Here is a 25,680-nt window from a genome sequence, read left to right as displayed (position 1 = left end):
AGCTGCCGTCGGCAAAGGTGATGCCCGTGATCGTGGCCGGGGTGACGGTCAGCGTGGCCGTCAGCACCAGGTTGTCGTAGTTCGTGCCGCCATTGATGGTGGCCGTAGCTGTTTGGCTGCCCGCATCCGTGCGGTTGTTATCCGCGTAGCTTACCGACGTGCCGGTAGGCAGCGTACCGGCAATGGCGAGCGACTGCGCCGTGCCGTCGTAAACGAAGCTGCCGTCCGCAAAGGTGATGCCCGTAATGGTAGCCGGCGTAACGGTCAGTGTGGCTGTCAGTACCAAGTTGTCGTAGTTCGTGCCGCCATTGATGGTGGCCGTGGCCGTCTGGCTACCGGCATCCGTACGGTTGTTATCCGCGTAGCTCACCGACGTACCCGCAGGCAGCGTGCCGCCGAGGGCGAGCGACTGCGCCGTGCCGTCGTAAACGAATGAGCCGTTGGCAAAGGTAACTCCGGTGATCGTGGCGGGTGTAACGGTCAGCGTGGCCGTCAATGTCAAATCTGCATACACGCCGCCACCCGAAATTTGGGCGGTCACGGTTTGGCTACCGGCATCGGTGCGATCATTATTCACATAGCTTACGGAAGTGCCTGTGGGTAGTGTGCCCGTGATGGCGAGCGATTGCGCCGTGCCATCGTAAACAAACGAACCATTGACGAATGTAATACCTGTTATGGGAGGCAAACAGCTGCTGGAAAGCATATCTCCAGCAATCGCCCAACTGTGGTTGTCGATCAGCGACTGCCGTTCGGTGTCAGCACAGTATTCTAAGTCCCTGGCTCCTAAGGCAACGCCCGTTTGGACGCCCTGCGCAGACCACCCGGTGAGCATGGCATCGTAGTGCGCGCGCGAAATTCCGGTATAATCGAGCATGCCCGCCATATCCGCTACCGAGGCAATATCCCAACCGCTAAGGTCTTGGTCGAACACGAGTGCATCCGTGAACATTTGAGCCATATTGGTTACGTTCGACACGTCCCAGCTGCTGACATCGCCATTGAAGGCCACCGCTGCGTAAAACATTGACTCCATATCCGTTACGGCCGACACGTCCCAATGGTTCAGGTCGCTGTTGAACGATAGTGCGTCGGCAAACATCCGCGCCGTCGACGTAACCCCGCTCAGGTCGGGCGCATCGGTCGCTGTTACCTGGAGATCCACTGCGCCGTAAAACGCATCTTCCATAGATGTCCAGGAAATGTCGCCCCATTGTTCCACCGTGCGGATCATATTCCGGTCGCCCGTGTTGTTGAAGTAAATCCGTGGGAAGTCGCCGACAATGGAAACCCGATAAGTGCCGGCCGCCGGCACGGTGAGTGTAACATCGCCCGTTTGGTTCACCACGACGCCATAGACCCGCGGATCGTCCAACGATACCCAATGGACATCATAATCGTAGCCCGTACCGGTGGTAGGGATGGTAAAGATGAAAGGGCCCACGACGCCGGGGTCCCACGTGGTCACGAACGCCCCCGGAGGAGTGCAAGTTGCATTATAAATGTCGCCGGTTATTGTCCAACCACGATCATGGATAAGCGCGTAGCGGTCCCCGGCGCTGCTACAGTAACGGTGACCGGCAGCCCCCAGCGGCACCCCCGTCTGCACGGGCTGTGCTGCCCACCCGATAAGCGTAGCATCGTAATTCGCATCCGAAAGGCCGGAATTGTCGAGCATGTGGTCCATATCGGTTACCGCGGTGATATTCCAACCGCCCAGGTTCTGGTCGAAAGTGGCAGCGCCATCGAACATGCCATTCATCGTGGCCACCTGCGACACGTCCCACGTGTTGATGGCTGCGTTGAACAACGTGGCGCCGGCAAATAGGCTGCTCATATCGGTCACCTGGCTTACATCCCAGCCACCCAGACCGGCACCGGTAAATGCACCTGCACCACTGAACATGATCGCCATATTGGTCACGTTCGACACATCCCAGCTACTTAGGTCACCATTGAAGGCCGCTGCGAGCTGGAACGTGCTTCCCATATCGGTCGCTTGCGATACGTCCCAACCGCTGATGTCGCCATTGAAGGCGGTTGCACCCCGGAAGAGGAAGCTCAGGTCGGTGACATTCCCCACGTCCCAGTCGCCCAGGTCGCTGTTGAGCGATGTCGCGCCGGCAAACATCCATGCCATCGACGACACGCCGGAGAGGTCGGGCACATCGGAGGCATTCACCTGCAGGTTAGACGCCCCGTGGAATGCGTTTTCCATCGAGGTCCACCCGATATTACCCCACTGCTCTACGCTGAGTATTTTAACCTTATCGCCCGTATTGTTGAAATAGATGCGTGGGAAATCGCCGGTGATGGAAACCTTGTAAATGCCCGCCGCGGGGAACGTGATGGTCACGTCACCGGTTTGGCCGGTCAGGGAACCGGTCACCAGGGCATCGGCTACTGATGTCCACTGGATATCGTAGTTATAGCCGCCGCCGGTGGTCGGGATAGTGATTTCATTGGGGCCTGAAGCCCCACCGGTCATGTTGGTATTCCAGGTGGTCACGAATGCGCCCGGAACGGCGCACAGGGCCGAGGCCGCATCACCAATAAAACTCCACCCATGGTTATCGATGAGTGATTGTCGCTCAGCAGTAGCGCAATACTCGAGGTTCGACGCTCCCAGGGTTATGCCCGACTGTACAGCCTGCGTAGACCACCCGGTCAATAACGCATCGTAATTGGCGCTAGAAAGTCCCGATGAATTAAACATGTTCTCCATGTTGGTAACCGCCGTGATGTCCCAGCCACCGAGGTCTCGATCGAAAGCACTTGCCAGGTAAAACATGTTGCCCATATCGGTTACGCTCGAGACGTCCCAACCGCTGATATCGGCATTGAACACCGTGGCGTTATAGAACATGAGCCGCATATCGGTTACACCTGATACATCCCAGCCACTTAAATCACTGTTGAATACTCCGGCAGTCCGAAACATGCTGTTCATCGTGGTCACCTGCGAGACATTCCAACCACTCACGCCGGTGCCCGTAAACGCCGATGCCCCGCCGAACATATCAAGCATGGTGGTCACGCTAGAGACGTCCCAACCACTTAAATCACCGTTGAACGCTGCCGCACCCGAAAACATCCGCTCCATTGTGGTCACGTTGGAGACATCCCAACCCATGAGGTCCCGGTTAAAGGCGACCGCGTTCATGAACATATAGCTCATACGGGTTACGTTGGAGACGTCCCAACCGCCGATGTTGGCGTTGAATGCGGCGGCATCGAGAAACATGGAACCCATGTTCGTTACGCTCGACACGTCCCAACCACTGATATCGGCATTGAACACGGTGGTACCGGCAAATAGGCTGCTCATATCTTGCACAGCACCCACATTCCATCCGCTTAAGCCCGTGCCCGTGAAGGCTGATGCCCCAGCAAACATAATCGACATGTTGGTTACACCGGAAACATCCCAACCACTCAAGTCACCGTCGAAAGCTGCTGCCGACTGGAACATTTGCCCCATATTGAATACATGGGAGACATCCCAACTGCTGATGTTTCCATTGAACGCACTCGCACCAAAAAAAAGCCCACCCATATCCGTCACGTTCGACACGTCCCAGTGGTTCAGGTCGCTATTGAGTGATGTCGCGCCGAAAAACATCGATCTCATCGTCGTTACCGCACTGAGGTCGGGCGCATCGGTGGCCGTTATCTGCAAGTTCACCGCGCCGTTAAACGCATTCCACATGGATGCCCACGCGATGTCGCCCCACTGTTTCACCTCAAGGATTTTCTCCCTATCGCCCCCACCATCGAAAAAGATAGCTGGGAAATCGCCTGTGATGGATACCTCGTAGATACCGTCGGCCGGGAACGTGATGGTAACATCGCCCGTCTGGCCGGTCAGCGAACCTAGTATTGTCGTCGGATCGGCTACCGAGACCCATTGGACATCGTAGTTATAGCCACCGGCGTTGGTAGGGATGGTGATCTGGTTGGTTGCCGAGGTACCGGGATTATTTGTATCCCAAACCGTGATGAATGGTGCCTGTGCCCTTGATGTGCCGATGTTCAATAAAAGAACGGCAAACGCAAAAACTATCGGTAGATACGTGTTTATCTTCATTGCTGCCTAGATAGGTTATATAAATCTGGTGCCCGGGTTCCCTTACTCATGCATTGCGCACGGGGAAACTGAGCTCGACAGCAAAGTTTTATAAAAAGAAAAAATTCCCATTGTAAAAATCCGACAATTTCAACCTATTAGCGGTTGAGGAAGGAGGGGTACACAATGAAGCGATCAGAAGAAAGCGGCAGCCGTAGCATTGGCGTGGGCTAGATACTCGCCCGGTGTTTTGCCCGAAAAACGCTTAAATTCTTTGATAAAGTGGCTTTGATCGTAGTAGCCGCTGGTAAAGGCCAGCTCCTGCCAGGAACAGCTGGGGGCTTGGTCTAAGCGGGCCTTCATGGCGTTGAAGCGGCAAATCCGGTGATAGGTTTTCGGACTCATGCCCATCCGCTGTTTAAAATGGCGCTCCAGACTGCGTTCGGAAAAACAGGTGAATTCCTTGATGTCAGCCATCGAATTCCAACGTAAGGCTTCCATCCCCGTGGCGGCGAGCAGGATGCGGGGATCTTTGGTCAAGGTTTCCCGTTGCCTCAGCTTTTCCAGCAAAAATTGCTCAAGGACCACAATCATCGATCGAGCTTCCCAACAAGCGTAGAGCTTTTCGCACAAGGTGCGAACCTCCGTTTTGGGCCACACGTCATCGATGGGAACGATATCATCAACCATGTGGTGCATGTCGACACCCGTTAATACATAGATGGCCGAAGGCTTCAACTTCACCCCCAGTATATCGATACCCTGCTGGTTACTCATGGACAGCCGATGTGCCATGGGCTGGCCGAAAAAATAGCTATGGGTAGTCATCTCCAATTTGCGATCGACAAATACCATTTCTTCTTTCAGTCCGCCCAGGTTGAATGTCATGCCCTGCATGATCGGCGTGGGTACATCCTGCACCAGGGTATCGGCTAGCTGCGCCACAGAGCGCCAGTAGTAATCAACAAGCCCAGCCAGTTTGGGCGAGGGTAGATATGTATTAAAAAAGGCCATTGGCAAGGCTAAGGTAACCAATTTATTACAAAATCAAAATACCTTAGCAGTAAAAAAGGCCGTTTCAATTATCGCTTGAAACGGCCTTCTTAATTTTAATGGATTGTACGTTACCGAGCAAACTTGAAGCTTTTACCCAGGAAGCGTGCATTGTCGCCCAGCTCTTCTTCGATACGGAGCAACTGGTTGTATTTGGCAATCCGGTCGGAGCGCGATGCCGAGCCCGTCTTTATCTGTCCGCAATTGAGGGCCACGGCCAAATCAGCAATGGTATAATCTTCGGTTTCACCACTCCGATGACTCATCACCGAGGTGTAGCCGTTGGTCTGTGCCAGCGACACGGCGTTGATGGTCTCGGTGAGCGACCCGATTTGGTTTACCTTCACCAGGATGGAGTTGGCGGTATCGGTATCAATGCCTTGTTGCAGGCGCTTGGTGTTCGTTACGAATAGGTCGTCACCCACCAACTGTACGGTGGCACCGATCTTTTCGGTGAGCTGCTTCCAGCCCGCCCAGTCGTCTTCCTGCATACCATCTTCGATGGAAATGATGGGGTATTTGGCTGTTAACTCAGCCAAGTAAGCGGCCTGCTCTTCACTGGTGCGCACCGCGCCTTTATCGCCTTCAAACTTGCTATAATCGTATTTACCGTCTTCGTAGAATTCGGACGAAGCACAATCGAGCGCCAAATAGATATCGCTACCGGCTTGGTATCCCGCCGCTTCGATGGCTTTCAAGATGGTCTCGATGGCGTCTTCCGTACCATTAAACGCAGGCGCAAACCCACCTTCGTCGCCTACGGCCGTGGAAAGTCCCCTGTCGTGCAGGATCTTTTTGAGGTTATGGAACACTTCCGTACCCCAGCGTAGTGCCTCAGAAAACGAAGGTGCGCCGGCGGGCATAATCATGAATTCCTGGAAGGCGATGGGTGCATCGGAGTGCGAACCGCCGTTGACGATGTTCATCATCGGGATGGGCAACGTGTTGGCATTCACCCCGCCAATGTAGCGATAGAGCGGCTGGCGGCTTTCTTGTGCCGCAGCTTTTGCTACAGCCAGCGAAACACCAAGGATGGCATTGGCACCCAGGTTACCTTTATTTTCAGTACCGTCCAAATCAATCATTACCTTATCGATGGCGTTCTGCTCAAACACATCGATACCCTCTAGGGCATTCGCAATCTGGGTGTTTACGTTTTCAACCGCTTTCAGCACGCCTTTGCCGAGGTAGGTGGATTTATCGCCATCCCGCAATTCCACGGCCTCGTGTACACCTGTGGAAGCGCCCGAAGGGACCGCCGCTCGGCCTACAAATCCGTTCTCTGTGGTTACATCCACCTCGATGGTGGGGTTACCGCGCGAATCCAATATCTGCCGCGCATGTACATCGATGATTAAGCTCATATATTTTAGTCTTTAATATTTAGTCTTTATTCCGTATTCAATTCTCAACACATTGCCCTTAGTGTACACATTACACCATCAAGCTTTCTATGGCAAAGATAGCCTTTTCCGGCCCATCTGCCAAACTTCAGCTTGCCAATACCGGCTTACCGCTTTCCATCAGCTGCACGAATTCATCAAATAGGTAGCGCGAGTCGTGCGGGCCGGGGGACGATTCGGGGTGGTACTGTACCGAAAACGCGTTTTTCCCTTTTACACGTATGCCTTCGATGGAGTGGTCGTTGAGATTCACGTGGGTGATTTCCACTTTATCTGACTTTTCAATATCTTCAGCCACGACACCGAACCCGTGATTCTGGCTCGTAATCTCACACCGGTTCTCGATAATGTTTTTCACGGGGTGGTTGATACCACGGTGGCCGTTGAACATTTTGGTGGTGCGTATCCCATTGGCCAGTGCCAGCAATTGGTGGCCCAGGCAGATACCAAACAACGGCTTATCTGAAGCGAGGATGTCTTTCATGGTCTGCACGGCATAATCCATCGCCGCAGGATCACCAGGCCCGTTAGACACGAAGTAGCCGTCTGCCCCCCAAGCTTCCATCTCTGCAAAGGATGTTTTGGCGGGAAATACTTTCGCATAAACCTTGCGCGCGTCGAAGTTACGCAGGATATTGCGCTTGATACCCAAATCGAGCACAGCCAGGCGTAAGGGCGCATCTTCGTTGCCGTAGTAATATGGGGTGTCTGTGGTGACTACCGACGAAAGTTCGAGGCCCGCCATGGAGGGCACGTTATCCAGTTGTTTCTTCAGCTCGGCCACGTCCAATACTTCCGATGAGATGATGGCGTTCATCGCTCCTTTATTACGGATATGGCGTACCAGCGATCGTGTATCAATATCGGAGATACCTACCAAATTGCCGTCTTCGAAATATTTCTGAATGGACGAGTCCGCTTGGTTACGGCTATAATTAATGCTGTAATTCTTGCAGACCAGCCCGGCAATCTGAATCTGCCTGGATTCCGACTCATCATCTGCTATCCCATAGTTGCCGATGTGGGCATTGGTGGTTACCATGATCTGGCCGTAATACGAGGGGTCGGTAAAAATCTCCTGATAGCCCGTGGTACCGGTGTTGAAACAGATTTCACCGGTAGTGGTGCCGATTTTTCCGGCCGCCTTACCGTGGTAGACCGTTCCGTCTTCGAGTAACAAGATGGCTGGTAGCTTACTGTAGTTTGTCATTCGTCGTTATTGTGTTGTGTTGTTCTCGTTAGTTATCTAGCCTTAACGCCATAAAAAAAGCCCGCAACGGGCCAAATGCAATTAGAAATACGACATACATCGGAAAGGTTTCCGGGTTTTGGGGATTTCGTTTGATAGCAGTGTACGCTAAATTTCACGAGGGACAAAGGTAAGGATTTTTATACTTTATAAAAGATATTTTTTTATTTCTACACATTCCGGGGTTTGCTCCCCAAACCATCGTATTTATTTAACTAAGTTTGCCAAACGAACATGCAAAAGCGAAAGATAAATTCATGAAACTGGTTTGGCTCTTTATCATCGGTTTATTTGGCAGCGGGTATGTATGTACCTACTTGCTGTCGCGAGATAGCCGCAGGCCGTTCCTTCCCCCGGCTGGCCGTAAATCGGTCCGACGGTTTGGCATCACCTGTTTCTTTATTGCGCTCGGACTGTGCCTACTCGTGCTGTATGTAAGGCTGAAACGATAAGACGGACAACCCGATTACCACTTATAGGTCACCGCATTGATATTCATCCCGGCCCCAACAGACGCCATGAGAATGACATCTCCCTTTACCAACTGGAAGGACTCCAATTGCCGCTCCACTACCTGATGGAGCAACGTCGGAATGGTGGCTACCGAACTGTTTCCCATCCACGAAATGTTCATAGGCATGATGTTATCCGGGGTTTGATCCATACCATACAGGCCATAAAACCGCTTAATAATAGCTTCGTCCATTTTTTCGTTGGCTTGGTGGAGGAACACCATTTTCAGCGCTGAAATATCCAGACCACTTTGGTCGAAGCAGTCTTTCATGGCCTGCGGAACGTGGTCAAGAACATATTCATACACCTTGCGCCCATTCATTTTAATGAATTGCGATTCATTGCCCGCCTTATCGTTACGGCCGCCAGAAAAAATAAAGCTTGTTTCTGAGGTAGTATCCGACCGCACCGCAACGCTTAAAATCCCGCTATCGTCTTCCCGATTCAGCTGCAGAAGGCAAGCACCTGCACCATCCGAAAATATCATGCTATCGCGGTCTGACGGGTCGAGCACCCTGGAAAGGGTCTCCGATCCGATAACAAGGCTGGTGCTTGCCATCCCGGCACGCAGGGCAAGGTCGGCTTGAATAACCGCCTGCAGCCATCCCGGGCATCCGAAGATAATATCGTAGGGAATGCAACGTGGACTACGAATACCCAGTTTATGCTTCACTCGGGAGGCAAGCGCCGGCACCGCATCCCGAGGTGCTCCGGGATTGCTCATATCGCCATAATTGTGTGCCACAATAATCTGGTCAATGGATTCCGGGTCGATGCGTGAATTAGCGATAGCTGTCCGTGCCGCCATCGACGCCATATCCGACGCCGTAATACCCGGTGATGCATAGCGGCGTTCCGCAATTCCGGTAATGGCTTTGAATTTCTGGATAACGGTTTCCGTTGGTTGACGGATAATCGACTGATCGCGATCGAAAAATATGTTGCTTAGAAAATAATCGTTCGAAATTATTTCCGTGGGTATGTATGCACCGGTAGCGATTATCTTGGATCGGATCATGGGATCGTTATAAATTAAAAAACCATCCGGCGGTCTTCACCGGATGGTCAATACAATATCTGAAAATGGACTTAAATCAATTTTACATTTACTGCGTTAGGGCCCTTTTGACCTTGGGCGACTTCAAATGAAACATCGTCGTTTTCGCGGATATTATCTAGCAATCCTGAAGAGTGAACGAAAACCTCACGTCCACCGTCATTGGGGGTGATGAAACCGAAACCTTTGGTTTCATTGAAAAATTTTACTTTGCCTTCTTGCATGGCACTTTGATATAAATGAATAAAATAATTAATTATGCACGAAGGTAGCAATAAATTAATGACAATCAGCTTTTTTATCTCATCGCGATAAGTCGATAACATGTAATGGGCTTTGAAGAACACCAGAAGAAACCCCATAACGATTACGGATTAAAAACACTATCTTACCAAAAATTAAATAAAAGGCCATGGCTAAAGATAAAGGAGCAAAAAAGGACAACGACAAAAAGACCGCCGTAAAAAACCTAAAAGAAAAAAGAGCAGATAAAAAACTGAAGCAGGCAGAGAAAAAAAGAAAAGATTAATCCATTCTGGATATGGATTTAAAAATAGCGGTGCTTATCGATGCCGACAATGTATCGAGTTCGACCATTGAGAATATTCTGGACGAAGTGAAGCGATATGGTATCCCTTCGATCAAACGGATCTATGCGGATTGGACAAAATCGCACGTATCGGGCTGGAAAGAACCGCTGCTCACACACGCCATCACGCCGATACAACAGTATAGTTACACCAGCGGCAAAAACTCGTCGGACTCTGCACTCATCATTGATGCCATGGATATCTTGCATAGCCAACAGGTGGACGGATTTACTATCGTATCGAGCGACAGCGACTTTACCCGCTTGGCGATTCGGCTACGGGAGTCGGGGAAAATGGTGATCGGCGTGGGAGAAAAAAAGACACCGAAACCATTCATCGCCGCCTGCGACAAGTTCATATACATTGAAATTCTGGGCAAAGAAACTGCTCCCCTACCCCCAGCCAGGGAAAAAACACCTATCGGCGCGGCAAATGCTGCAACAGATTCGACCCCTAAGCAGTCGAGCCGTGACGCAAAAACACATGAGTCAATCGGCACCGAAACAATTGAACTGCTGAAGGCGACAGTTAACGACGTAGCCGATGAAGGTGGATGGGCGCCGCTCGCTGCTATTGGCGGGTTGATCAACAAACGGAAACCTGATTTTGACCCGCGGGTCTATGGGTTTTCAAAACTCACACCGTTATTTAAATCACTGAGAAAATACTTTGAGGTGGAAGAAAAATCAACGGAAAAAACGAAAATCAAGCACGTCTATATCAAAATCAGAGAGCAGCTTAAAACCGCACGGAAAAAGTCCGCTACCCGTGCGGTTTAATTTCACCCAAATGGGCGATTTCCGCTAAGTCGTAAGGAGTTTCCTGATAAACGAAGTAATTCAACCAATTGTTAAACAATAGATTTGCATGGCTGGCCCAGCGGACAACAGGTCCGTTCTTTGGATCGTTTCCGGCGTAATAATACTGCGGCATTTCGACGGCAGCTCCCTTTTCCAAATCCCGGGTGTATTCCTCATGAAGGGTCAACGGTGCATACTCTGAATGTCCAGTCAGGTAAAATTCGCGTCCACCCCGCGATGCGGCAATGGCTATACCGGCTTCTGCTGACTTCGCAAGAATATCAAGTCCAGCCGCAACGGCGATATCATCATTGGCAAGGGTGGTGTGCCTACTGTGTGGAATGTGAAACTCATCGTCGAAACCACGGAACAAAGGGTGCCTCTTATCTAATGCGGTATGTTTGAAAACACCGAACAACTTTTTGTCCAGCGGAACTTTACGCACATCGTAGAAATGGTACAGCGCAGCCTGCGAGGCCCAGCAGATATAAAGCGTGGAGGTGACATGGGTTCTCGCCCACTCGAAAATCATCTTCACCTCGTCCCAATAGGAAACGTCTTCAAACGCCAACAGCTCTACTGGTGCTCCGGTGATGATCATACCATCGTAATAATTGTCCGTCACCTCGTTGAACCCTTTGTAAAATAGCTCCAGATGCTCTGCGGGTGTGTTTTTTGGGGTGTGGGTATCTAAACGAAGAAATTCGATCTCCACCTGCAAGGGATTGTTCGATAGCAACCGGACAAAATCGGTCTCCGTTGAAATTTTCAACGGCATCAGATTGAGGATAATGACCCGCATCGGACGGATATCCTGCGTGTTGGCCCGGAGGTCATCCATCACAAAAATGTTCTCGTTCTTCAGTTGCGCTATCGCTGGGAGATTATCGGGTATCTTTACTGGCATGCTCTTTCCTTGCACCTTAATTACGACACAAAAATAAGGAGAATTTTCGGGACATTGCGAACCGAAGTCAGAGCAGCATGGCTTTTACAATGGACTGCGCGTAGTCGCCCCAATTCTTCAGGCTTGCCTCCAACTGTTCCCGTAGCTCGCGGTAGTTTACTGCTTTCCCCTTGGTGGGTGCTGCCAACTCTTTGGCCGATACTGGCCGATCATCTACCTTGGTGGCGAAATAAGTGACGTGTTCATCTGGTAACGCCACCCCCAGAATCATACCCGGTAAACCGGTAAACGACTCCGGACCGCCCGAAATGGGAATCTGATCGGTGTAGAACGCAACGACATAGATGGAATCGAGCACGAGCGCGTTGGCACGGCGGCACTCATAACCGGCAATTTCGCGCGATTCGTTGGTAAAACGCCACTGGATCTGGCGCAGACTATCCGTAATCAAATAGGTCTCTTCATAGATGCTCTTCTGGCTGATGCCCTGCTGGGCGAGTAGGTCGGCGGCAATGATATTCCCCATATCGATAGACGGGTCGCTGCCAAAGAAGCCCCCCGAGGTGGCCGCCTCGCTGTCTTGCGGCCAGAACCGCGTTTTGGAACCGCCGAACGCCAGGTTGTATTTGAAGGCCTGGAATTGGGGATGAGCACGTTTATACTGTTCAAATGCCTGCTCCATAAAACTGCTCCCGCCCATTCGGTTTTCGATTTTGGCATACATATTTACCCGCTTTTCAAATTCGATGACGCCGCTCTCCACAAACCGGGCGTATTGTGCTTGTAGCGACTGGGCATAAAGCACCAACGCAAACACACAGGCAACTAGCGGAACTGTCTTTATCTTCATGATCTTTAGTTTTGGATGGATGGGCCGCCGCCCATTTTGTTGAAGTCCCATGTCAATGAAAACATCAGGTAACGGGTAATGGTAGTATACCGATTTTGTGTAATATAGGTGCTGCTGGCCGAACGGCTGAAGCCGGTATTTTGGTCAAAGATATCATTCACGCCCACGGAGAATTGGAGGGTTTCGTCTTTTAGGAACTTCTTGCTCACGGAAGCATCGACGGTAAAGCGCTCGAAATCTTCGTTAAACGACTGCGTAGCAGCCGTATAGGTATAGTTCCCTTCCGAACTGATCTGGAATTTCCAAGGCAGGTATATATTGAACGAATACCGGCCGTTCATTCCCCAGCCGTTATTGTTCTGATCGGGCTGCAGCGAAGACTCGCCGTAGTTATAGCTGGGGCCGAAATTGATATTGAAATCGTACTTCTTTTGGATATACTGGCGCAGATTTATCGTTGCCGAATAGTTCGAACTGATCGTTTTATTGAGCTCGCTATTGGCTAGGTTATAGTAAATGTTGCCGTTTGTATTCAGTCCCATACCAACGTTAAGATTCCACTTTTTGATGTTTTTGCTGAAATTGGAATAGAAGTAGTAATTCATTGGGGTTCTATTGTCCAAATTGGCATATTGGAAGGTATTGCGCCCTACCGAATCGGTGTGTGTGTTACTTACTATCGCATTGTTGGTGTTGGAGAAACTACCCGAGAAATACATGTATTGATTGCCCAGCACCTTAAATGAATGGTACGACATATTGAATCGATTGGTATACGATGGCTTGAGGTCGGGATTACCCAATACGATATTCATGGGGTCATCGTTTACCCGCACGGGCTGTATCTGGTTAATGTTAGGCTGTGTATTGCTACCATTGTATGAAACACTGAACGACTTTTGCTGCGAAAACCGGTATTGCCAACGGAGTTGCGGGTTATAGTTGGTAAAACTCCGCTCAAACTGGTTGTTGATATACCGGTCGGTCTGGTCAAATTGCACCCGGCTTACCCGCGTACCGAAGTTGAGCGTGGATTTTCCTTTCTTGAAATTGAAGATGGCGCCCAGTTGGTTGGCCAATTGGTTTAATTTGAAATCATTGCTGTATAGCGAGTCGAGATCCGTATAGTCGCCGGCACCCATCGGATTGAAGGATTGGCGGAGCGAGGTGCCGTTGTTGGCTGTGAGACGGTAGTTCAACACCAACGATAGCGTATTGGTAAACGGCTCAGAGTAGGTGATATTTGAATTAAATACCGAGTTCTTGCTATCATTGATTTTCATCTGGTCTACCAACAGCACACTGTCGACGTCGCCCGCATCGTTATAAAATGAGTTTTCGGAGTACAGGAACCCGTTTGCCTTGCTCTGGTTGATGGTTTCGTTGACCTCCCAAGAGAGGGTACGGCCTTTCTTACGCAGCTTCTTCGTCCAAAGCGCCGATAGATATACATCCTGCCCTTCCGTCTTGTTGTTCGTATTGCGCATCGAAGCATTGAGCATCTGCCCGGCCCCATCGGTACCTTCCGATTCGTTAAGCTCCGTGGTTTCTCCATTTTTTAGTGAGCCATTGAGCGTTAGTTTTAAATTGGATGTCGAATCGAATTGTGTCTCGAAAATGGCCCCGCCACGCTGACGGAATATCCGACGGTCGAATTCTTGGCCAGACTCCGTATGGATGGTCCCGGTAGGCAGGTTATTCTGGCTTATCGTGTTACTGGTTCCTTTTACGCCGAGTTCACCGATTTTGTAATTCCCATTGATCGACTGTTTGCCATCGTTCCACTTGTTGCTATAGAAAACACCCCCATTCAGCACCGAAGGTATGCCACGCCCATCATATCGCCCGCTCCACGACTCAATCTCGTCTTGCCCACCGCTGAAAGAAATCATGATGCCACCATTATCCATCAAGGTCGTCGTTCCCGATGATGCATATTTGTCGGCGTCTTGCCAATTGAGCCCCGTGCGTCCCGTATTGCCGATGGTACCGAACGCTGAAAACCGTTGCTTATTATTAAAGCGGTTGAACATGGCCTGCCCTTGGTACATTTCATTGGTGCCGGCACCCGCATCGACCTTGCCGAAATATCCCTTTTTCTTGTCTTCCTTCAGCTTGATGTTAAGTGTTTTCGAGCGCTCACCATCGTCCACGCCGGTAAACTCGGCTTGATCGCTTCGTTTATCGTACAACTGCACTTTATCTACCATGTCTCCGCGAAGGTTGCGGGTTACCAGTGTAGGGTCATCGCCAAAAAACTCCTCCCCATCTACCAGCACCTTATTTACCGTCTGCCCTTGTGCCGTGATCTTGCCATCCTGGTCTACCTGGATGCCCGGCAGCTGTTTGAGCAGGTCCTCCACTTTCGCATTGGGTTGTATCGTAAAACTGGCGGCGTCGTACTCCGTCGTATCACCCCTGATGGTAATGGCTTGACTTCGGTTCACCAACACCTCTTCCAATAGCTTGGACCGCAGTACCAGTCCCAAATTCCCAAAATCCATCACCTTCGTGGAACTATCCAGCGTGAAGCGCTCTACATAGTCTGCATATTCGGGGAAGGTAGCGAATAACATATATGCTCCCGTATCCAGGTTGGCGAGCCTGAACTTACCAGCCTCATCCGAACGGGTAAACCGGTATAACATCGAATCTTTAGCGTGGACCAATACAATGGAAGACATCGCCAACTTTTGGCCGGAAGCGGTGTCAATGACCGTTCCCGTTACGGAAAAGCCTCCATCTTGGGCGGATACGAAATACCCGCATGCGCAGGCCATAATGAGCGTAACGAGCAATCTCTTCATAGTTGGCTTTATGCTATCAGTTAACTTCCCCCCATCTTTCCATTCGACTTTGATCGTAACAAATATAAAACTAAAAAAATAGTTTTTGTTTCCTTCGCTGTTATTTAATGTTTTTTAGCAAATCTGTTACATCCTTGACCGGAACGCCAATTTGCCGCGAAATGATTACTGGTCTGACGCCATTGAATAGGATATGTTGCATTGCCGACTAACTTTTCTTCATTTCTGACCGGAGAGCTCGCTAACGGAGAGATCACTAATTTGCCTATTCTTGGCAAATTAGCTAAGTTTCACCTAGCACATTGGCTTTTATAAGCAGGTGAGAGATCACTAATTTGCCTATTCTTGGCAAATTAGCTAAGTTTGCGGCAAAGCCTTAGGATATGCACACAATCAAAACATACGTAGAAGCGAATACCCAACGCTTCCTGGACGAATTAATCGAACTGCTTCGCTTCCCATCGGTAAGTGCCGACCCCAAATATAAGGGTGACGTGAAGAAGACAGCCGAATTCGTCGCTCAAAAATTACGCGACGCGGGCGCCGACAATGTGGAAGTATGCCCCACGGCGGGCCACCCCATCGTGTATGGCGAAAAAATCATCGACCCCGCCAGGCCTACGGTACTGGTATACGGACACTATGACGTACAACCGCCCGATCCGCTGGAGCTCTGGGACACCCCGCCGTTTGAGCCTACCATACGCGATGGCAAAATATTTGCCCGAGGTGCGTGCGACGATAAAGGCCAGTTCTACATGCATGTGAAAGCTTTTGAACTGATGCAGTCTACGGGTACCCTGGCCTGCAACGTCAAATTCATGATCGAGGGGGAGGAAGAAGTGGGATCGGACAACCTCGGCGTTTTCATTAAAGCCAACAAGCAACGGCTGGAAGCCGATGTGGTGCTGATTTCCGACACGGCCATGATCAGCCTCGATACGCCTTCGCTGGAAACCGGGTTACGTGGACTGTCATACCTCGAAGTGGAGGTAACCGGCCCGAACCGCGACCTGCACTCCGGCGTGTACGGTGGCGCAGTGGCCAACCCCATCACCATCCTGGCCAAGATGATTGCATCCCTCCACGACGAAAACAACCACATCACCATTCCCGGTTTCTACGACGCTGTCGCCGAATTGGATGCGGCCGAACGGAAAGCGCTGAACGAAGCGCCATTTGACGAATCGGAATATAAAGCAGATTTGGGCATCAAAGCCGTCTGGGGCGAGAAAGGATATACCACCACCGAGCGTACCGGCATCCGCCCTACGCTGGAACTCAATGGCATCTGGGGCGGCTATATCGGCGAAGGCGCGAAGACCGTATTGCCATCAAAAGCGTACGCCAAAATCTCCATGCGCCTGGTGCCCAACCAAGATACAGACACCATCACCAAGCTCTTTGCCAGCCATTTCGAAAACATCGCACCGGATTATGTATCCGTGAAAGTAACCCCTCACCACGGTGGGCAACCGGCGGTAACGCCAACCGATAGCACGGCATACCGTGCGGCAGAGAAAGCCATTGAAGAAGCTTTTGGCAAGAAACCAGTCCCTACACGGGGTGGCGGCAGCATTCCCATTGTTTCCCTGTTCGAAGATGAACTCGGACTGAAAACGGTATTGATGGGCTTTGGGCTGGATAGCGACAACCTCCATTCGCCCAACGAAAAGTACGACATCGCAAACTACCTCAAAGGGATTGAGACCATCCCGCTTTTCCATAAGTATTTTGCGGAGTTGAGTTAACGACACGAAAAAAAATCGCACACGTGAACGGGATCCTACATTTGCTGAGAAAAACACACAGATGCCTCTATTTGGCATCTGTTTTATTTTTCTTTGCATGCTGCTACCCCCTGTTGTATGTGCTGGCCAAAAACCCCGAGCGGCACTACCGCCGTATTGCCCGGTGCCGCCGCATTATTGGCTGGCTGAGTTCCACATGCGTAGGGATACGCTATCGGTTCAGCTATGAAAAGGCCATCGACTGGTCTGCTCCCTGCATCATCTGCGCCAACCACACGTCCAACCTAGATATTACAGCGATGGTACTCCTCGGCCCAGCTAATTTCTCGTTCATCGGGAAAATCGAACTCCTTGATAATCCGGTTACAGGCATGTTTTTCCGGACGATAGACATTCCGCTGAACCGCAAAAGTAATAGATCGGCTTTTACAGCATTCAAACAAGCCAACCGCCACCTGCGCAACGGACGAAGCATGGTCATTTTCCCGGAAGGGCTTATCGGCGAGGAGTTCCCCCCGCGCCTGTACGATTTCAAAAACGGCCCCTTCAAACTAGCCATCGAAACGAAGGTACCTATCGTGCCGGTAGTGATCCATAACGCATGGAAAATCTTCTGGGACGATGCCAGACAATTCGGCAGCCGCCCGGGCATCGTGCAGGCTGATGTGCTCGAACCGATAAACACAGCCCACCTCCAATTGGAACAGGCCGACCAACTACGCGATGAGGTGCATGCCCTTATAAAAAAACACTGGAACAGGACCGGCGGACTGTAACTTTTCCTATATTAGCACGTCTTACCACAAAAAAGAACGTTATATGTCGCAACAGTCGCTCATTGAAATAACGGATATCGGACGTAAGTATGTCATCGGTTCGGAAGTGATCCATGCACTGAAATCAGTAACTCTTCAAATCAACAAAGGAGAGTTCGTTGCGCTCATGGGTCCTTCGGGCTCAGGCAAATCAACACTGATGAACATCCTCGGCTGCCTGGACACCCCTACGCGCGGAGAATACATCCTCAACGGCATCAACGTGAGCGAAATGACCGACGATGAGCTTGCCGATGTACGCAACAAGGAAATCGGATTTGTATTCCAGACGTTCAACCTGTTGCCCCGCTCCACGTCGCTCGATAATGTAGCCCTGCCGCTTATCTATGCAGGTTACAACAAGAAAACACGGAGCGAGATGGCACAAAGTGCGTTGGAGAGTGTGGGACTGGGCAACCGCGTGGACCATAAACCCAACGAACTCTCGGGCGGCCAACGCCAACGGGTGGCTGTGGCACGGGCGTTGATTAACAACCCTTCTATCATACTGGCCGATGAACCGACGGGTAACCTGGACACCAAGACCTCGGTGGAAATCATGGAGCTACTAGAAGAAATACACGATAAAGGCAATACAATTATCCTCGTCACCCACGAAGAGGATATTGCTCAGCATGCGCATCGTATCGTACGCATGCGCGATGGACTCATCGAAGACGACTACCCCAACGAAAATATCCGGAACGTATCGCCCCGGCTCGCGTCAATGCGCGAAAAAGGCTCGGATTTCGAGAACATTTAGGCATCACGGCTTCCCCGCTGCTTCATGCTTTCGATGACGGAAAACAGAGCCAGCCACTGGCCAAAAGCCATATTTTTGTAAAAATGACATCCAACCAAAACATTAAGACACTATAATACAGCCCTTTAAATCAATGTTATAAATTATTGGCAAAAAATTTAAAAATCATACTATAAATATTATATTTTTGCGCAAAATTGAAAAGCTTAAATTGAAAGGTTATGTACTGGACATTAGAGTTAGCCTCACATTTGGAAGACGCACCTTGGCCTGCCACGAAAGACGAGCTGATCGACTATGGCATACGCTCGGGCGCCCCGGTGGAAGTGATTGAGAACCTGCAAGCCCTGGAGGATGACGGTGAGCCTTATGAAAATATAGAAGAGATTTGGCCGGATTATCCTACCAAGGATGATTTCTTCTTCAACGAAGACGAATACTAAAAATAGCTGCCCCGCACCTCATCGTACGGGGCAGTTTTGTTCATACATCCAATAAAACACGTTTCCACGCCTTGTATCTTTCAAAACAAAAACCCATATTTGCCTCACAACGAAATGAACGTAGCAAAAGGATATATTACTTGGTGGTGGCATAGCATGTAACGCTGTGGCAACCTCCTATTTGTAAGTAATAGTTACTGAACTGTATAGCGGCTTGCCCATCATCGGCAGGCCTTTTTTTATGGATATTAGACGATATGAAGAAAATACTAGCGCACCTCTTCGAATTCAAAACCTTCACCCGGCGTGAAGCGTATGAAATATTGACCAACATCGCGTCGGGAAAATATAACAACTCCCAGATTGCAGCATTCATGACGGCCTACGGCATGCGGAGCATCCGTGTGGAAGAGCTGGAAGGTTTCCGCGATGCCATGTACGACCTCTGTCTGCAGTTAAACTTCCCCGGTTATAAGCTCATCGACCTTTGTGGCACGGGAGGCGATGGCAAGAACACATTCAACATTTCCACCCTGGCCTCCTTCGTGGTGGCAGGTGCAGGCTATCACGTAGCTAAACATGGCAATTATGGGGTGTCATCGGGTTGCGGATCCTCAAACGTGATGGAATACCTGGGCTATAAATTCACTAATGATAAGGATACGATCAGCCGCCAATTGGAAGAGACCAATATCTGCTTCCTCCACGCCCCGCTTTTCCACCCGGCCATGCGGACGGTAGCGCCAATTCGCCGCGAATTGGGCGTGAAGACTTTTTTTAACATGATTGGGCCGCTGGTTAACCCAACCAACCCCGAATACCAATCCGTAGGGGTCTTTAGTTTGGAATTGGCCCGCCTTTATGGCTATCTTTATCAACAAACCGACAAACAATATACCATCCTCCATGCACTAGATGGATACGACGAAGTTTCCTTAACAGGCGATTTTAAGACCATCAGCAATAAAGGGGAACACATCCAAGACATCGAAGAGTTGGGTTTTACGCCGATACTGGCCGAATGCATTCATGGTGGAGAAACCGTGGAAGAGGCCGCTAAGATATTCGCAACGGTACTCGGTAGTGAAGGCACAACGGAACAACACAATGTGGTATTGGCTAACGCCGCCATCGCTATCCAGACCATCCACCCGGGAAAAAGCTTTGCCGACTGCTATTACGAGGCAGAAGTGTCCCTGATGAGCAAAAAAGCGCTAGCGAGTTTTAAGAAATTAATAGCATAGAGCAAGTAAAACATGAACCCGAAAATAAAAATATGTGGTTTAAAGCATCTCGGCAACATCCAGGACGTGATGGCTTTACGGCCCGACTACGTAGGTTTTATCTGCTACCCCGGCTCCAAGCGCTTTATAGGCGAATTGGATGAAACATGGGTAGCCGGGCTGCAAGGTGCAAAAAAAACGGGTGTCTTTGTAAATGCGGCCATCCATGAGGTAAAAAAAAACATCCGGCGATTCGGGTTCCAGGCAGTGCAGTTGCATGGAGCCGAAACCCCAGCATACTGCGCGGAATTAATGGATGGTGGCGTGGAGATCATCAAGGCTTTCGGCATCAGTGAACAGTTTAACTGGACAATATTAGAAGGGTATCAAACGGCTGTGGATTATTACCTTTTTGACACCAAAAGCAGTCAGCACGGCGGCACAGGCAAGCGCTTCAACTGGACATTACTGGACGACTACACGGGAGACAAACCCTTTTTCCTGAGCGGCGGCATCAGTGCCGAAAACATGGCAGATGCACTACAGCTTGGCGACAGCCGTCTCTACGCCCTCGACTTGAACTCACGGTTCGAAACCGCTCCGGGCGTCAAAGACATTGCATTATTGAGAAACACGTTACAGACCATCAACGATGAGTAAATACCAAGCAAACGATAACGGCTATTATGGCGATTTCGGTGGGGCGTATGTTCCCGAAATGCTATACCCCAACGTGGAGGAACTGCGACAGCAATACCTCACCATCACCCAAAGCGACGACTTCCAGCAGGAATTCGACCAGCTACTACGCGACTACGTGGGCCGCCCGTCGCCACTGTACCTCGCGGAGCGGCTTTCGGACCGATACGGGGCCAACATCTTCCTGAAGCGGGAAGACCTCAACCACACCGGCGCCCATAAGATAAACAATACCATCGGCCAGATACTGCTCGCCGCGCGACTGGGCAAAAAGCGCATCATCGCCGAAACCGGCGCCGGTCAGCATGGGGTGGCCACTGCCACCGTATGCGCACTCAAAGGCCTTCAATGCGTGGTCTATATGGGCGCTATCGATATCGAGCGGCAAGCCCCCAACGTAGCTCGCATGAAAATGATGGGTGCCGAGGTCGTGCCTGCAACATCGGGTAGCAAGACCCTCAAAGATGCCACTAATGAGGCCCTCCGCGACTGGATAAACAACCCTGTAGACACCCATTACATCATCGGCTCGGTGGTAGGGCCCCACCCCTACCCGGATATGGTAGCCCGCTTCCAATCAATCATCTCTGCCGAAACGCGGAAGCAATTGCTGGAGAAAACCGGTCGCGAGACACCAGATTATGCTATCGCCTGCGTAGGCGGCGGCAGTAATGCCGCAGGCATGTTTTATCATTTTCTCGACGAACCGCAGGTGAAACTAATAGCGGTGGAAGCAGCCGGGAAAGGAGTCGAGTCGGGCGAGTCGGCCGCAACGACCGTACTCGGTCGCGAAGGCGTGCTGCATGGGAGCAGATCTATTCTGATGCAGACCGACGATGGGCAAGTGGTAGAACCGTACTCCATCTCGGCGGGCCTGGATTACCCGGGCATTGGTCCGCAGCATGCTTGGCTGTACAAAACGGGCCGGGCGACCTACGCCAGTGCCACCGACGACGAGGCTATGCAAGCCGGCTTGTTGCTCACCCGACTGGAAGGCATCATTCCGGCCATTGAAAGTGCCCATGCGTTGGCCCAACTAGAGAAAATGGCGCTCGCCGCTAACGACAACGTCGTGGTGTGCCTATCAGGTCGAGGCGATAAGGATTTGGACAATTACATGAAGTACTTTGGATTTTAGACAATGAACCGTATCAAAAAATTATTTACCAACAAAGGCGACAAACGTATACTATCCATTTATTTTACGGCAGGTTACCCCACACTCGACAGCACGCTGGACATCGCAGCGGCATTGGAAACTGCTGGGGCAGATTTCCTCGAAATCGGCTTCCCTTACTCGGATCCTGTGGCCGATGGCCCGGTCATCCAGCACAGCTCAGCGGTCGCGTTGCAGAACGGCATGACGCTAGATATACTGTTCAACCAGTTACAAGATTTACGCAAACGGGTGAACATCCCCGTATTACTTATGGGGTATGTAAACCCGGTGCTGCAATATGGTATGGAAAACTTCTGCAAAGCATGCGCAGAAGTTGGTGTGGATGGTGTAATCGTACCCGATCTACCGATGTATGAATACGAGGCACATTACCAATCGGTATTTGATGCCCACGGATTGAGCAACATTTTTCTGGTGACACCACAGACGTCAGAAGAACGCATTAGGAAAATCGACAGCCTCTCTACCGGCTTTATTTATCTGCTGTCTTCATCGGCTACCACCGGAAAAAACCTCGCAGTTTCGGAAAGTACGGAAAGCTATTTTTCCCGTATCCGGGCTATGGAGCTTGAAAACCCGACGGTTATCGGGTTTGGCATATCCGACCGAAGTACGTTTGTACATGCTACGGACCATGCCGACGGTGCTATCGTAGGGAGCGCATTTGTAAAATTACTGAGCGACCCGGCATACCGCACGGAAATAACACCGTTTATCCAGCGTCTCAGTCCATCCGCTCTTTGATGATATCGCCATCGGCAGCGAAAACAACATCCAAGTCGCCATACCTGCTGTCTAACTCAACAGCATAGGTAATAGTGCCACTGGTATCGATTTTCTTCACATCGCCTACGCGGTAGCCATCAAATTCAGTCTTGATTTGTTGCTTCACCGCGTCGGGCAATGAATACGACGCCAATTCTTCTTCGTGGCGTAGCACTTTCCCCTCCGGGCTAATGATCGCCTGATGGTCGCGGCTGAATAAGCCGTTATCAAACTCCACCTCATAATTCCCATTACGTTCCTTTTCCCATTCCACTTGCCGCGCCTTTGGGAATTGTTGTTGGAAAGCATTCAACACCACGGCGGGTACACCACGCTTCTGCACCCCCTGCGCAACGACAGGTAGATAAGCTATGGATAAAATAGCTAGGCCAAACAATAATTTTTTCATAATATTACCTTTTTGTTTTTCCTACAAAAAACGCGCACAAAACAGGAAAAACTTTGGAAATTAGGAATCGTTGTAACATCTTACCGAATTTGACATCAAATAGACAAACACATATGACTACAACATTATCCATAGCTACTTGGTGGCAAGCCCTTGGTGGCATTGAGAAATTCTTTTGGGCAATCGCTTTACTCTTTTCCTTCATGTTTATCATCCAAACGATCTTCGCATTCATCGGCGGCGGCGACAGCGATGATGGCGCGTTTGGAGATGCTGAGGAATACATTGATGGTGATGGAGGTATCGACTTCCAATTCTTTACCATCAAAAACTTCATCACGTTCTTCACCGTTTTCGGCTGGGTAGGACTGGGCTGCCTGAAAAGCAATCTACCCCTCGGGCAGGTCATCCTGTGGGCTACCTTATCGGGGGTCGCTATCGTACTGATCATGTTTTACCTTTTCTCGAGGATGGCAAAACTTCGTTCAAGCGGCACATTGCAGATACAAAATGCCATCCATAAACAAGCGGAAACATACCTACGGATACCGGCGGGGCGCAGTGGTTATGGCAAGGTACATATCCGCGTACAAGGGTCACTTCGTGAACTCCGGGCGCTCACCGACGATGAAGATGACATCCCAACCGGGAAACCGGTAACCGTGATTGGCATCGTCAACGAAAGCATCCTATTGGTGACGGGAAAAGCGACAATTAACCATTAACAATTAACCATTAACACACAATCCGTATGGAATTTTACTTAATCGCCATTGCCGTTGGCATCGTTATTATCTTCGTATTTATCGTTTCGCTGTTTAAGCGATACAAGCGCTGCCCATCAGACCGGATTTTGGTGGTCTACGGAAAAGTAGGGAAAAACGCCGCCGACCTCACCCGCGCCGCCAGATGCATACATGGTGGCGCCGCCTTTATCTGGCCAGTTATCCAAGACTACGCCTTTCTTGACCTTACCCCCATTTCGATAGAGGTGAACCTCACCAGCGCTCTTAGTAAACAAAATATCCGTGTGGATGTACCGTCACGGTATACTGTGGGTATCTCCACCGAACCAGCGGTAATGATGAACGCCGCAGAGCGCCTGCTTGGGCTGCAACGCCCCGAAGTCCATGAATTGGCCAAAGACATCATCCTCGGACAAATGCGCTTGGTAGTCGCCATGATGGATATTGAGGAAATAAATAATAACCGCGACAAGTTCCTGCACAATATCGCTACTAATGTAGAGGCAGAACTCAATAAGATTGGGCTGAAGATGATCAACGTGAACGTCACGGACATCAAAGACGAAAGCGGCTATATCGACGCGTTGGGTAAAGAAGCTGCCGCGAAAGCCATCAACGACGCCAAAATCCGAGTGGCCGAGCAGGAACGATTCGGCGACGTCGGAAAAACGGAAGCCGAAAAGGAGCGCGACATCAAGGTGGCGGAGATGCAACGTGACCGTGATACCGAGGTGGCTATCGCCGAAAAAGACAAAGAGGTGAGCATCGCCGGTGCCGTAAGGGACGAAAACATCGGTAAGGCCGAGGCCGAGCGGGATACTCGGGTAAAAATAGCCGATGCTAATGCTATCGCCGTGCAGGGGGAAAACCTTTCCAAAATACAAATCGCAGACTCCGAGGCCCAACGCCGGGAGCGGGAAGCGGAAGCATTGAAAAAGGCCGTTGCTGCCGAAAAAGTGCAACAGGCCCAGGCATTGGAAGAAGCGTATAAAGCCGAGCAACGCGCGGAGGATGCACGTGCAGAGCGCGACCGTGCCGCCCAAAATGCCACCATTGTGGTGGCCGCAGAAATCCAAAAACAAAAGGCCATCATCGAGGCGCAAGCTGAAGCTGAACAGTTGCGTGAGAAAGCGCGGGGCGAAGCCGATGCCATCTTCGCCAAGCTGGAGGCCGAAGCCCGGGGTGTGTACGAAATGCTCACCAAACAAGCCGAAGGGCTTAATGAGATCGTCAAATCGGCCGGAAACAATCCGAAAGATGCCGTGCTGTTGCTAATTACGGATAAGCTCCCAGAGCTTGTTAAATTGCAGACCGAAGCGATCAAAAACATCAAGATTGATAAAGTAACCGTCTGGGATGGTGGCAATGGGAACAACGAAGATGGCAAAACATCAACCGCCAACTTCGTATCGGGATTGTATAAATCCGTACCGCCGCTGAAAGATATCTTCGACATGGCCGGGATGGAACTGCCCAATTACCTTGGCGAGGCCAAAGGCCAGCAGAAAACAAGCGGTGTACCGCCCGCGAAAAAACGGATGGACGGCGGTCCTGACGATAACATACAGGATGCTGAAGAAGTGAAGTGACC

Annotated in this window: 22 protein-coding genes; 12 read left to right on the top strand and 10 right to left on the bottom strand. The window is 50.6% G+C overall.

Annotation, left to right across the window (positions count from 1 at the left end; genetic code table 11):
* The 4 genes from U9S71_RS17630 to carA all read right to left on the bottom strand — a co-directional run.
* Positions 1 to 4,087 (bottom strand): BspA family leucine-rich repeat surface protein (locus U9S71_RS17630; RefSeq protein ID WP_326329009.1); only part of this gene is annotated, 4,087 nt, incomplete at its 3' end.
* Positions 4,088 to 4,261: 174 nt separating this feature from the next.
* Positions 4,262 to 5,080, bottom strand: coding sequence for a helix-turn-helix domain-containing protein (locus tag U9S71_RS17625; protein ID WP_326329007.1), 819 nt, complete (start codon positions 5,078 to 5,080; stop codon positions 4,262 to 4,264).
* Positions 5,081 to 5,190: 110 nt separating this feature from the next.
* Complete coding sequence (gene eno / locus U9S71_RS17620) at positions 5,191 to 6,483, bottom strand: phosphopyruvate hydratase (protein ID WP_326329005.1); 1,293 nt, start codon at positions 6,481 to 6,483, stop codon at positions 5,191 to 5,193.
* A gap of 127 nt (positions 6,484 to 6,610) precedes the next feature.
* Positions 6,611 to 7,732, bottom strand: a complete 1,122-nt coding sequence (gene carA, locus U9S71_RS17615) for a glutamine-hydrolyzing carbamoyl-phosphate synthase small subunit (protein ID WP_326329003.1) — start codon at positions 7,730 to 7,732, stop codon at positions 6,611 to 6,613.
* A gap of 296 nt (positions 7,733 to 8,028) precedes the next feature.
* Here carA and U9S71_RS17610 point away from each other — a divergent pair, with 296 nt between their 5' ends.
* Positions 8,029 to 8,223, top strand: a complete 195-nt coding sequence (locus U9S71_RS17610; protein ID WP_326329001.1) for a hypothetical protein — start codon at positions 8,029 to 8,031, stop codon at positions 8,221 to 8,223.
* A gap of 14 nt (positions 8,224 to 8,237) precedes the next feature.
* Here the strand turns inward: U9S71_RS17610 and U9S71_RS17605 are convergent, their stop codons facing one another.
* Positions 8,238 to 9,302 carry a 3-oxoacyl-ACP synthase III family protein gene (locus U9S71_RS17605; RefSeq protein ID WP_326328999.1) on the bottom strand — a complete coding sequence of 355 codons (1,065 nt, stop codon included), beginning with the start codon at positions 9,300 to 9,302 and terminating at the stop codon, positions 8,238 to 8,240.
* Positions 9,303 to 9,373: 71 nt separating this feature from the next.
* Positions 9,374 to 9,565 (bottom strand): cold-shock protein, encoded by a 192-nt coding sequence (locus U9S71_RS17600; protein ID WP_326329012.1) that lies wholly within the window; start codon positions 9,563 to 9,565, stop codon positions 9,374 to 9,376.
* A gap of 317 nt (positions 9,566 to 9,882) precedes the next feature.
* Here U9S71_RS17600 and U9S71_RS17595 point away from each other — a divergent pair, with 317 nt between their 5' ends.
* The gene (locus U9S71_RS17595) at positions 9,883 to 10,710 is read left to right on the top strand and encodes an NYN domain-containing protein (RefSeq protein WP_326328997.1); all 828 of its coding nucleotides are present in this window, start codon (positions 9,883 to 9,885) and stop codon (positions 10,708 to 10,710) included.
* Here U9S71_RS17595 and metA read toward each other — a convergent pair.
* The 3 genes from metA to U9S71_RS17580 form a co-directional block, all read right to left on the bottom strand.
* Complete coding sequence (gene metA / locus U9S71_RS17590; RefSeq protein ID WP_326328995.1) at positions 10,694 to 11,638, bottom strand: homoserine O-acetyltransferase MetA; 945 nt, start codon at positions 11,636 to 11,638, stop codon at positions 10,694 to 10,696. The genes U9S71_RS17595 and metA overlap by 17 nt on opposite strands.
* A 67-nt stretch (positions 11,639 to 11,705) precedes the next feature.
* Entirely contained in the window at positions 11,706 to 12,488 is a 783-nt protein-coding gene (locus U9S71_RS17585) for a GLPGLI family protein (RefSeq protein ID WP_326328994.1), read from the bottom strand.
* Between the two features lie 5 nt (positions 12,489 to 12,493).
* A complete protein-coding gene (locus tag U9S71_RS17580) occupies positions 12,494 to 15,295 on the bottom strand; it encodes an outer membrane beta-barrel family protein (RefSeq protein ID WP_326328992.1) in 2,802 nt (933 codons plus the stop codon).
* Positions 15,296 to 15,678: 383 nt separating this feature from the next.
* On the opposite strand from U9S71_RS17580, the gene U9S71_RS17575 reads away from it, so the two are divergent.
* The 8 genes from U9S71_RS17575 (at position 15,679) to trpA (ending at position 22,913) form a co-directional block, all read left to right on the top strand.
* Positions 15,679 to 17,046, top strand: a complete 1,368-nt coding sequence (locus U9S71_RS17575) for a dipeptidase (RefSeq protein WP_326328990.1) — start codon at positions 15,679 to 15,681, stop codon at positions 17,044 to 17,046.
* 71 nt (positions 17,047 to 17,117) lie between these two features.
* The gene (locus tag U9S71_RS17570; protein ID WP_326328988.1) at positions 17,118 to 17,822 is read left to right on the top strand and encodes a lysophospholipid acyltransferase family protein; all 705 of its coding nucleotides are present in this window, start codon (positions 17,118 to 17,120) and stop codon (positions 17,820 to 17,822) included.
* 43 nt (positions 17,823 to 17,865) lie between these two features.
* Positions 17,866 to 18,624 (top strand): ABC transporter ATP-binding protein, encoded by a 759-nt coding sequence (locus tag U9S71_RS17565; protein ID WP_326328986.1) that lies wholly within the window; start codon positions 17,866 to 17,868, stop codon positions 18,622 to 18,624.
* Positions 18,625 to 18,845: 221 nt separating this feature from the next.
* A complete protein-coding gene (locus tag U9S71_RS17560; RefSeq protein ID WP_017258669.1) occupies positions 18,846 to 19,067 on the top strand; it encodes a DUF2795 domain-containing protein in 222 nt (73 codons plus the stop codon).
* A 257-nt stretch (positions 19,068 to 19,324) separates the two neighbouring features.
* Entirely contained in the window at positions 19,325 to 20,311 is a 987-nt protein-coding gene (gene trpD, locus U9S71_RS17555; RefSeq protein WP_326328984.1) for an anthranilate phosphoribosyltransferase, read from the top strand.
* A 12-nt stretch (positions 20,312 to 20,323) separates the two neighbouring features.
* Positions 20,324 to 20,950, top strand: coding sequence for a phosphoribosylanthranilate isomerase (locus tag U9S71_RS17550; protein WP_326328982.1), 627 nt, complete (start codon positions 20,324 to 20,326; stop codon positions 20,948 to 20,950).
* Positions 20,943 to 22,127 (top strand): tryptophan synthase subunit beta, encoded by a 1,185-nt coding sequence (gene trpB / locus U9S71_RS17545; RefSeq protein ID WP_326328980.1) that lies wholly within the window; start codon positions 20,943 to 20,945, stop codon positions 22,125 to 22,127. Before U9S71_RS17550 ends, trpB begins: the two co-directional genes overlap by 8 nt.
* A gap of 3 nt (positions 22,128 to 22,130) precedes the next feature.
* A complete protein-coding gene (gene trpA, locus U9S71_RS17540; protein WP_326328979.1) occupies positions 22,131 to 22,913 on the top strand; it encodes a tryptophan synthase subunit alpha in 783 nt (260 codons plus the stop codon).
* Here the strand turns inward: trpA and U9S71_RS17535 are convergent.
* On the bottom strand, positions 22,894 to 23,343 hold the full coding sequence (locus U9S71_RS17535; RefSeq protein WP_326328978.1) for a PepSY-like domain-containing protein: 450 nt from the start codon (positions 23,341 to 23,343) through the stop codon (positions 22,894 to 22,896). The two genes, trpA and U9S71_RS17535, sit on opposite strands and share 20 nt — an antisense overlap.
* Positions 23,344 to 23,456: 113 nt before the next feature.
* Between U9S71_RS17535 and U9S71_RS17530 the strand changes: the two genes are divergently transcribed.
* Positions 23,457 to 24,068: a hypothetical protein gene (locus U9S71_RS17530; protein WP_326328977.1), complete on the top strand. Its 612-nt coding sequence runs from the start codon at positions 23,457 to 23,459 to the stop codon at positions 24,066 to 24,068.
* 26 nt (positions 24,069 to 24,094) lie between these two features.
* Complete coding sequence (locus U9S71_RS17525; RefSeq protein ID WP_326328976.1) at positions 24,095 to 25,678, top strand: flotillin family protein; 1,584 nt, start codon at positions 24,095 to 24,097, stop codon at positions 25,676 to 25,678.
* Positions 25,679 to 25,680 lie beyond the last annotated feature (2 nt).

It is taken from the genome of Parapedobacter flavus (genome assembly GCF_035818675.1).
Classification (GTDB): domain Bacteria; phylum Bacteroidota; class Bacteroidia; order Sphingobacteriales; family Sphingobacteriaceae; genus Parapedobacter; species Parapedobacter flavus.
The sequence above is the reverse complement of the archived record's forward strand: the minus strand, read 5'-3'. Positions and strand labels throughout refer to the sequence as shown.

What these genes read in the sequence shown, in the direction of transcription:
- U9S71_RS17625 (WP_326329007.1), bottom strand. Translation starts at nt 5,080, where the DNA reads ATGGCCTTTTTTAATACATATCTACCCTCGCCCAAACTGGCTGGGCTT.
- eno (WP_326329005.1), bottom strand. Translation starts at nt 6,483, where the DNA reads ATGAGCTTAATCATCGATGTACATGCGCGGCAGATATTGGATTCGCGC.
- carA (WP_326329003.1), bottom strand. Translation starts at nt 7,732, where the DNA reads ATGACAAACTACAGTAAGCTACCAGCCATCTTGTTACTCGAAGACGGA.
- U9S71_RS17610 (WP_326329001.1), top strand. Translation starts at nt 8,029, where the DNA reads ATGAAACTGGTTTGGCTCTTTATCATCGGTTTATTTGGCAGCGGGTAT.
- U9S71_RS17605 (WP_326328999.1), bottom strand. Translation starts at nt 9,302, where the DNA reads ATGATCCGATCCAAGATAATCGCTACCGGTGCATACATACCCACGGAA.
- U9S71_RS17600 (WP_326329012.1), bottom strand. Translation starts at nt 9,565, where the DNA reads ATGCAAGAAGGCAAAGTAAAATTTTTCAATGAAACCAAAGGTTTCGGT.
- U9S71_RS17595 (WP_326328997.1), top strand. Translation starts at nt 9,883, where the DNA reads ATGGATTTAAAAATAGCGGTGCTTATCGATGCCGACAATGTATCGAGT.
- metA (WP_326328995.1), bottom strand. Translation starts at nt 11,638, where the DNA reads ATGCCAGTAAAGATACCCGATAATCTCCCAGCGATAGCGCAACTGAAG.
- U9S71_RS17585 (WP_326328994.1), bottom strand. Translation starts at nt 12,488, where the DNA reads ATGAAGATAAAGACAGTTCCGCTAGTTGCCTGTGTGTTTGCGTTGGTG.
- U9S71_RS17580 (WP_326328992.1), bottom strand. Translation starts at nt 15,295, where the DNA reads ATGAAGAGATTGCTCGTTACGCTCATTATGGCCTGCGCATGCGGGTAT.
- U9S71_RS17575 (WP_326328990.1), top strand. Translation starts at nt 15,679, where the DNA reads ATGCACACAATCAAAACATACGTAGAAGCGAATACCCAACGCTTCCTG.
- U9S71_RS17565 (WP_326328986.1), top strand. Translation starts at nt 17,866, where the DNA reads ATGTCGCAACAGTCGCTCATTGAAATAACGGATATCGGACGTAAGTAT.
- U9S71_RS17560 (WP_017258669.1), top strand. Translation starts at nt 18,846, where the DNA reads ATGTACTGGACATTAGAGTTAGCCTCACATTTGGAAGACGCACCTTGG.
- trpD (WP_326328984.1), top strand. Translation starts at nt 19,325, where the DNA reads ATGAAGAAAATACTAGCGCACCTCTTCGAATTCAAAACCTTCACCCGG.
- U9S71_RS17550 (WP_326328982.1), top strand. Translation starts at nt 20,324, where the DNA reads ATGAACCCGAAAATAAAAATATGTGGTTTAAAGCATCTCGGCAACATC.
- trpB (WP_326328980.1), top strand. Translation starts at nt 20,943, where the DNA reads ATGAGTAAATACCAAGCAAACGATAACGGCTATTATGGCGATTTCGGT.
- trpA (WP_326328979.1), top strand. Translation starts at nt 22,131, where the DNA reads ATGAACCGTATCAAAAAATTATTTACCAACAAAGGCGACAAACGTATA.
- U9S71_RS17535 (WP_326328978.1), bottom strand. Translation starts at nt 23,343, where the DNA reads ATGAAAAAATTATTGTTTGGCCTAGCTATTTTATCCATAGCTTATCTA.
- U9S71_RS17530 (WP_326328977.1), top strand. Translation starts at nt 23,457, where the DNA reads ATGACTACAACATTATCCATAGCTACTTGGTGGCAAGCCCTTGGTGGC.
- U9S71_RS17525 (WP_326328976.1), top strand. Translation starts at nt 24,095, where the DNA reads ATGGAATTTTACTTAATCGCCATTGCCGTTGGCATCGTTATTATCTTC.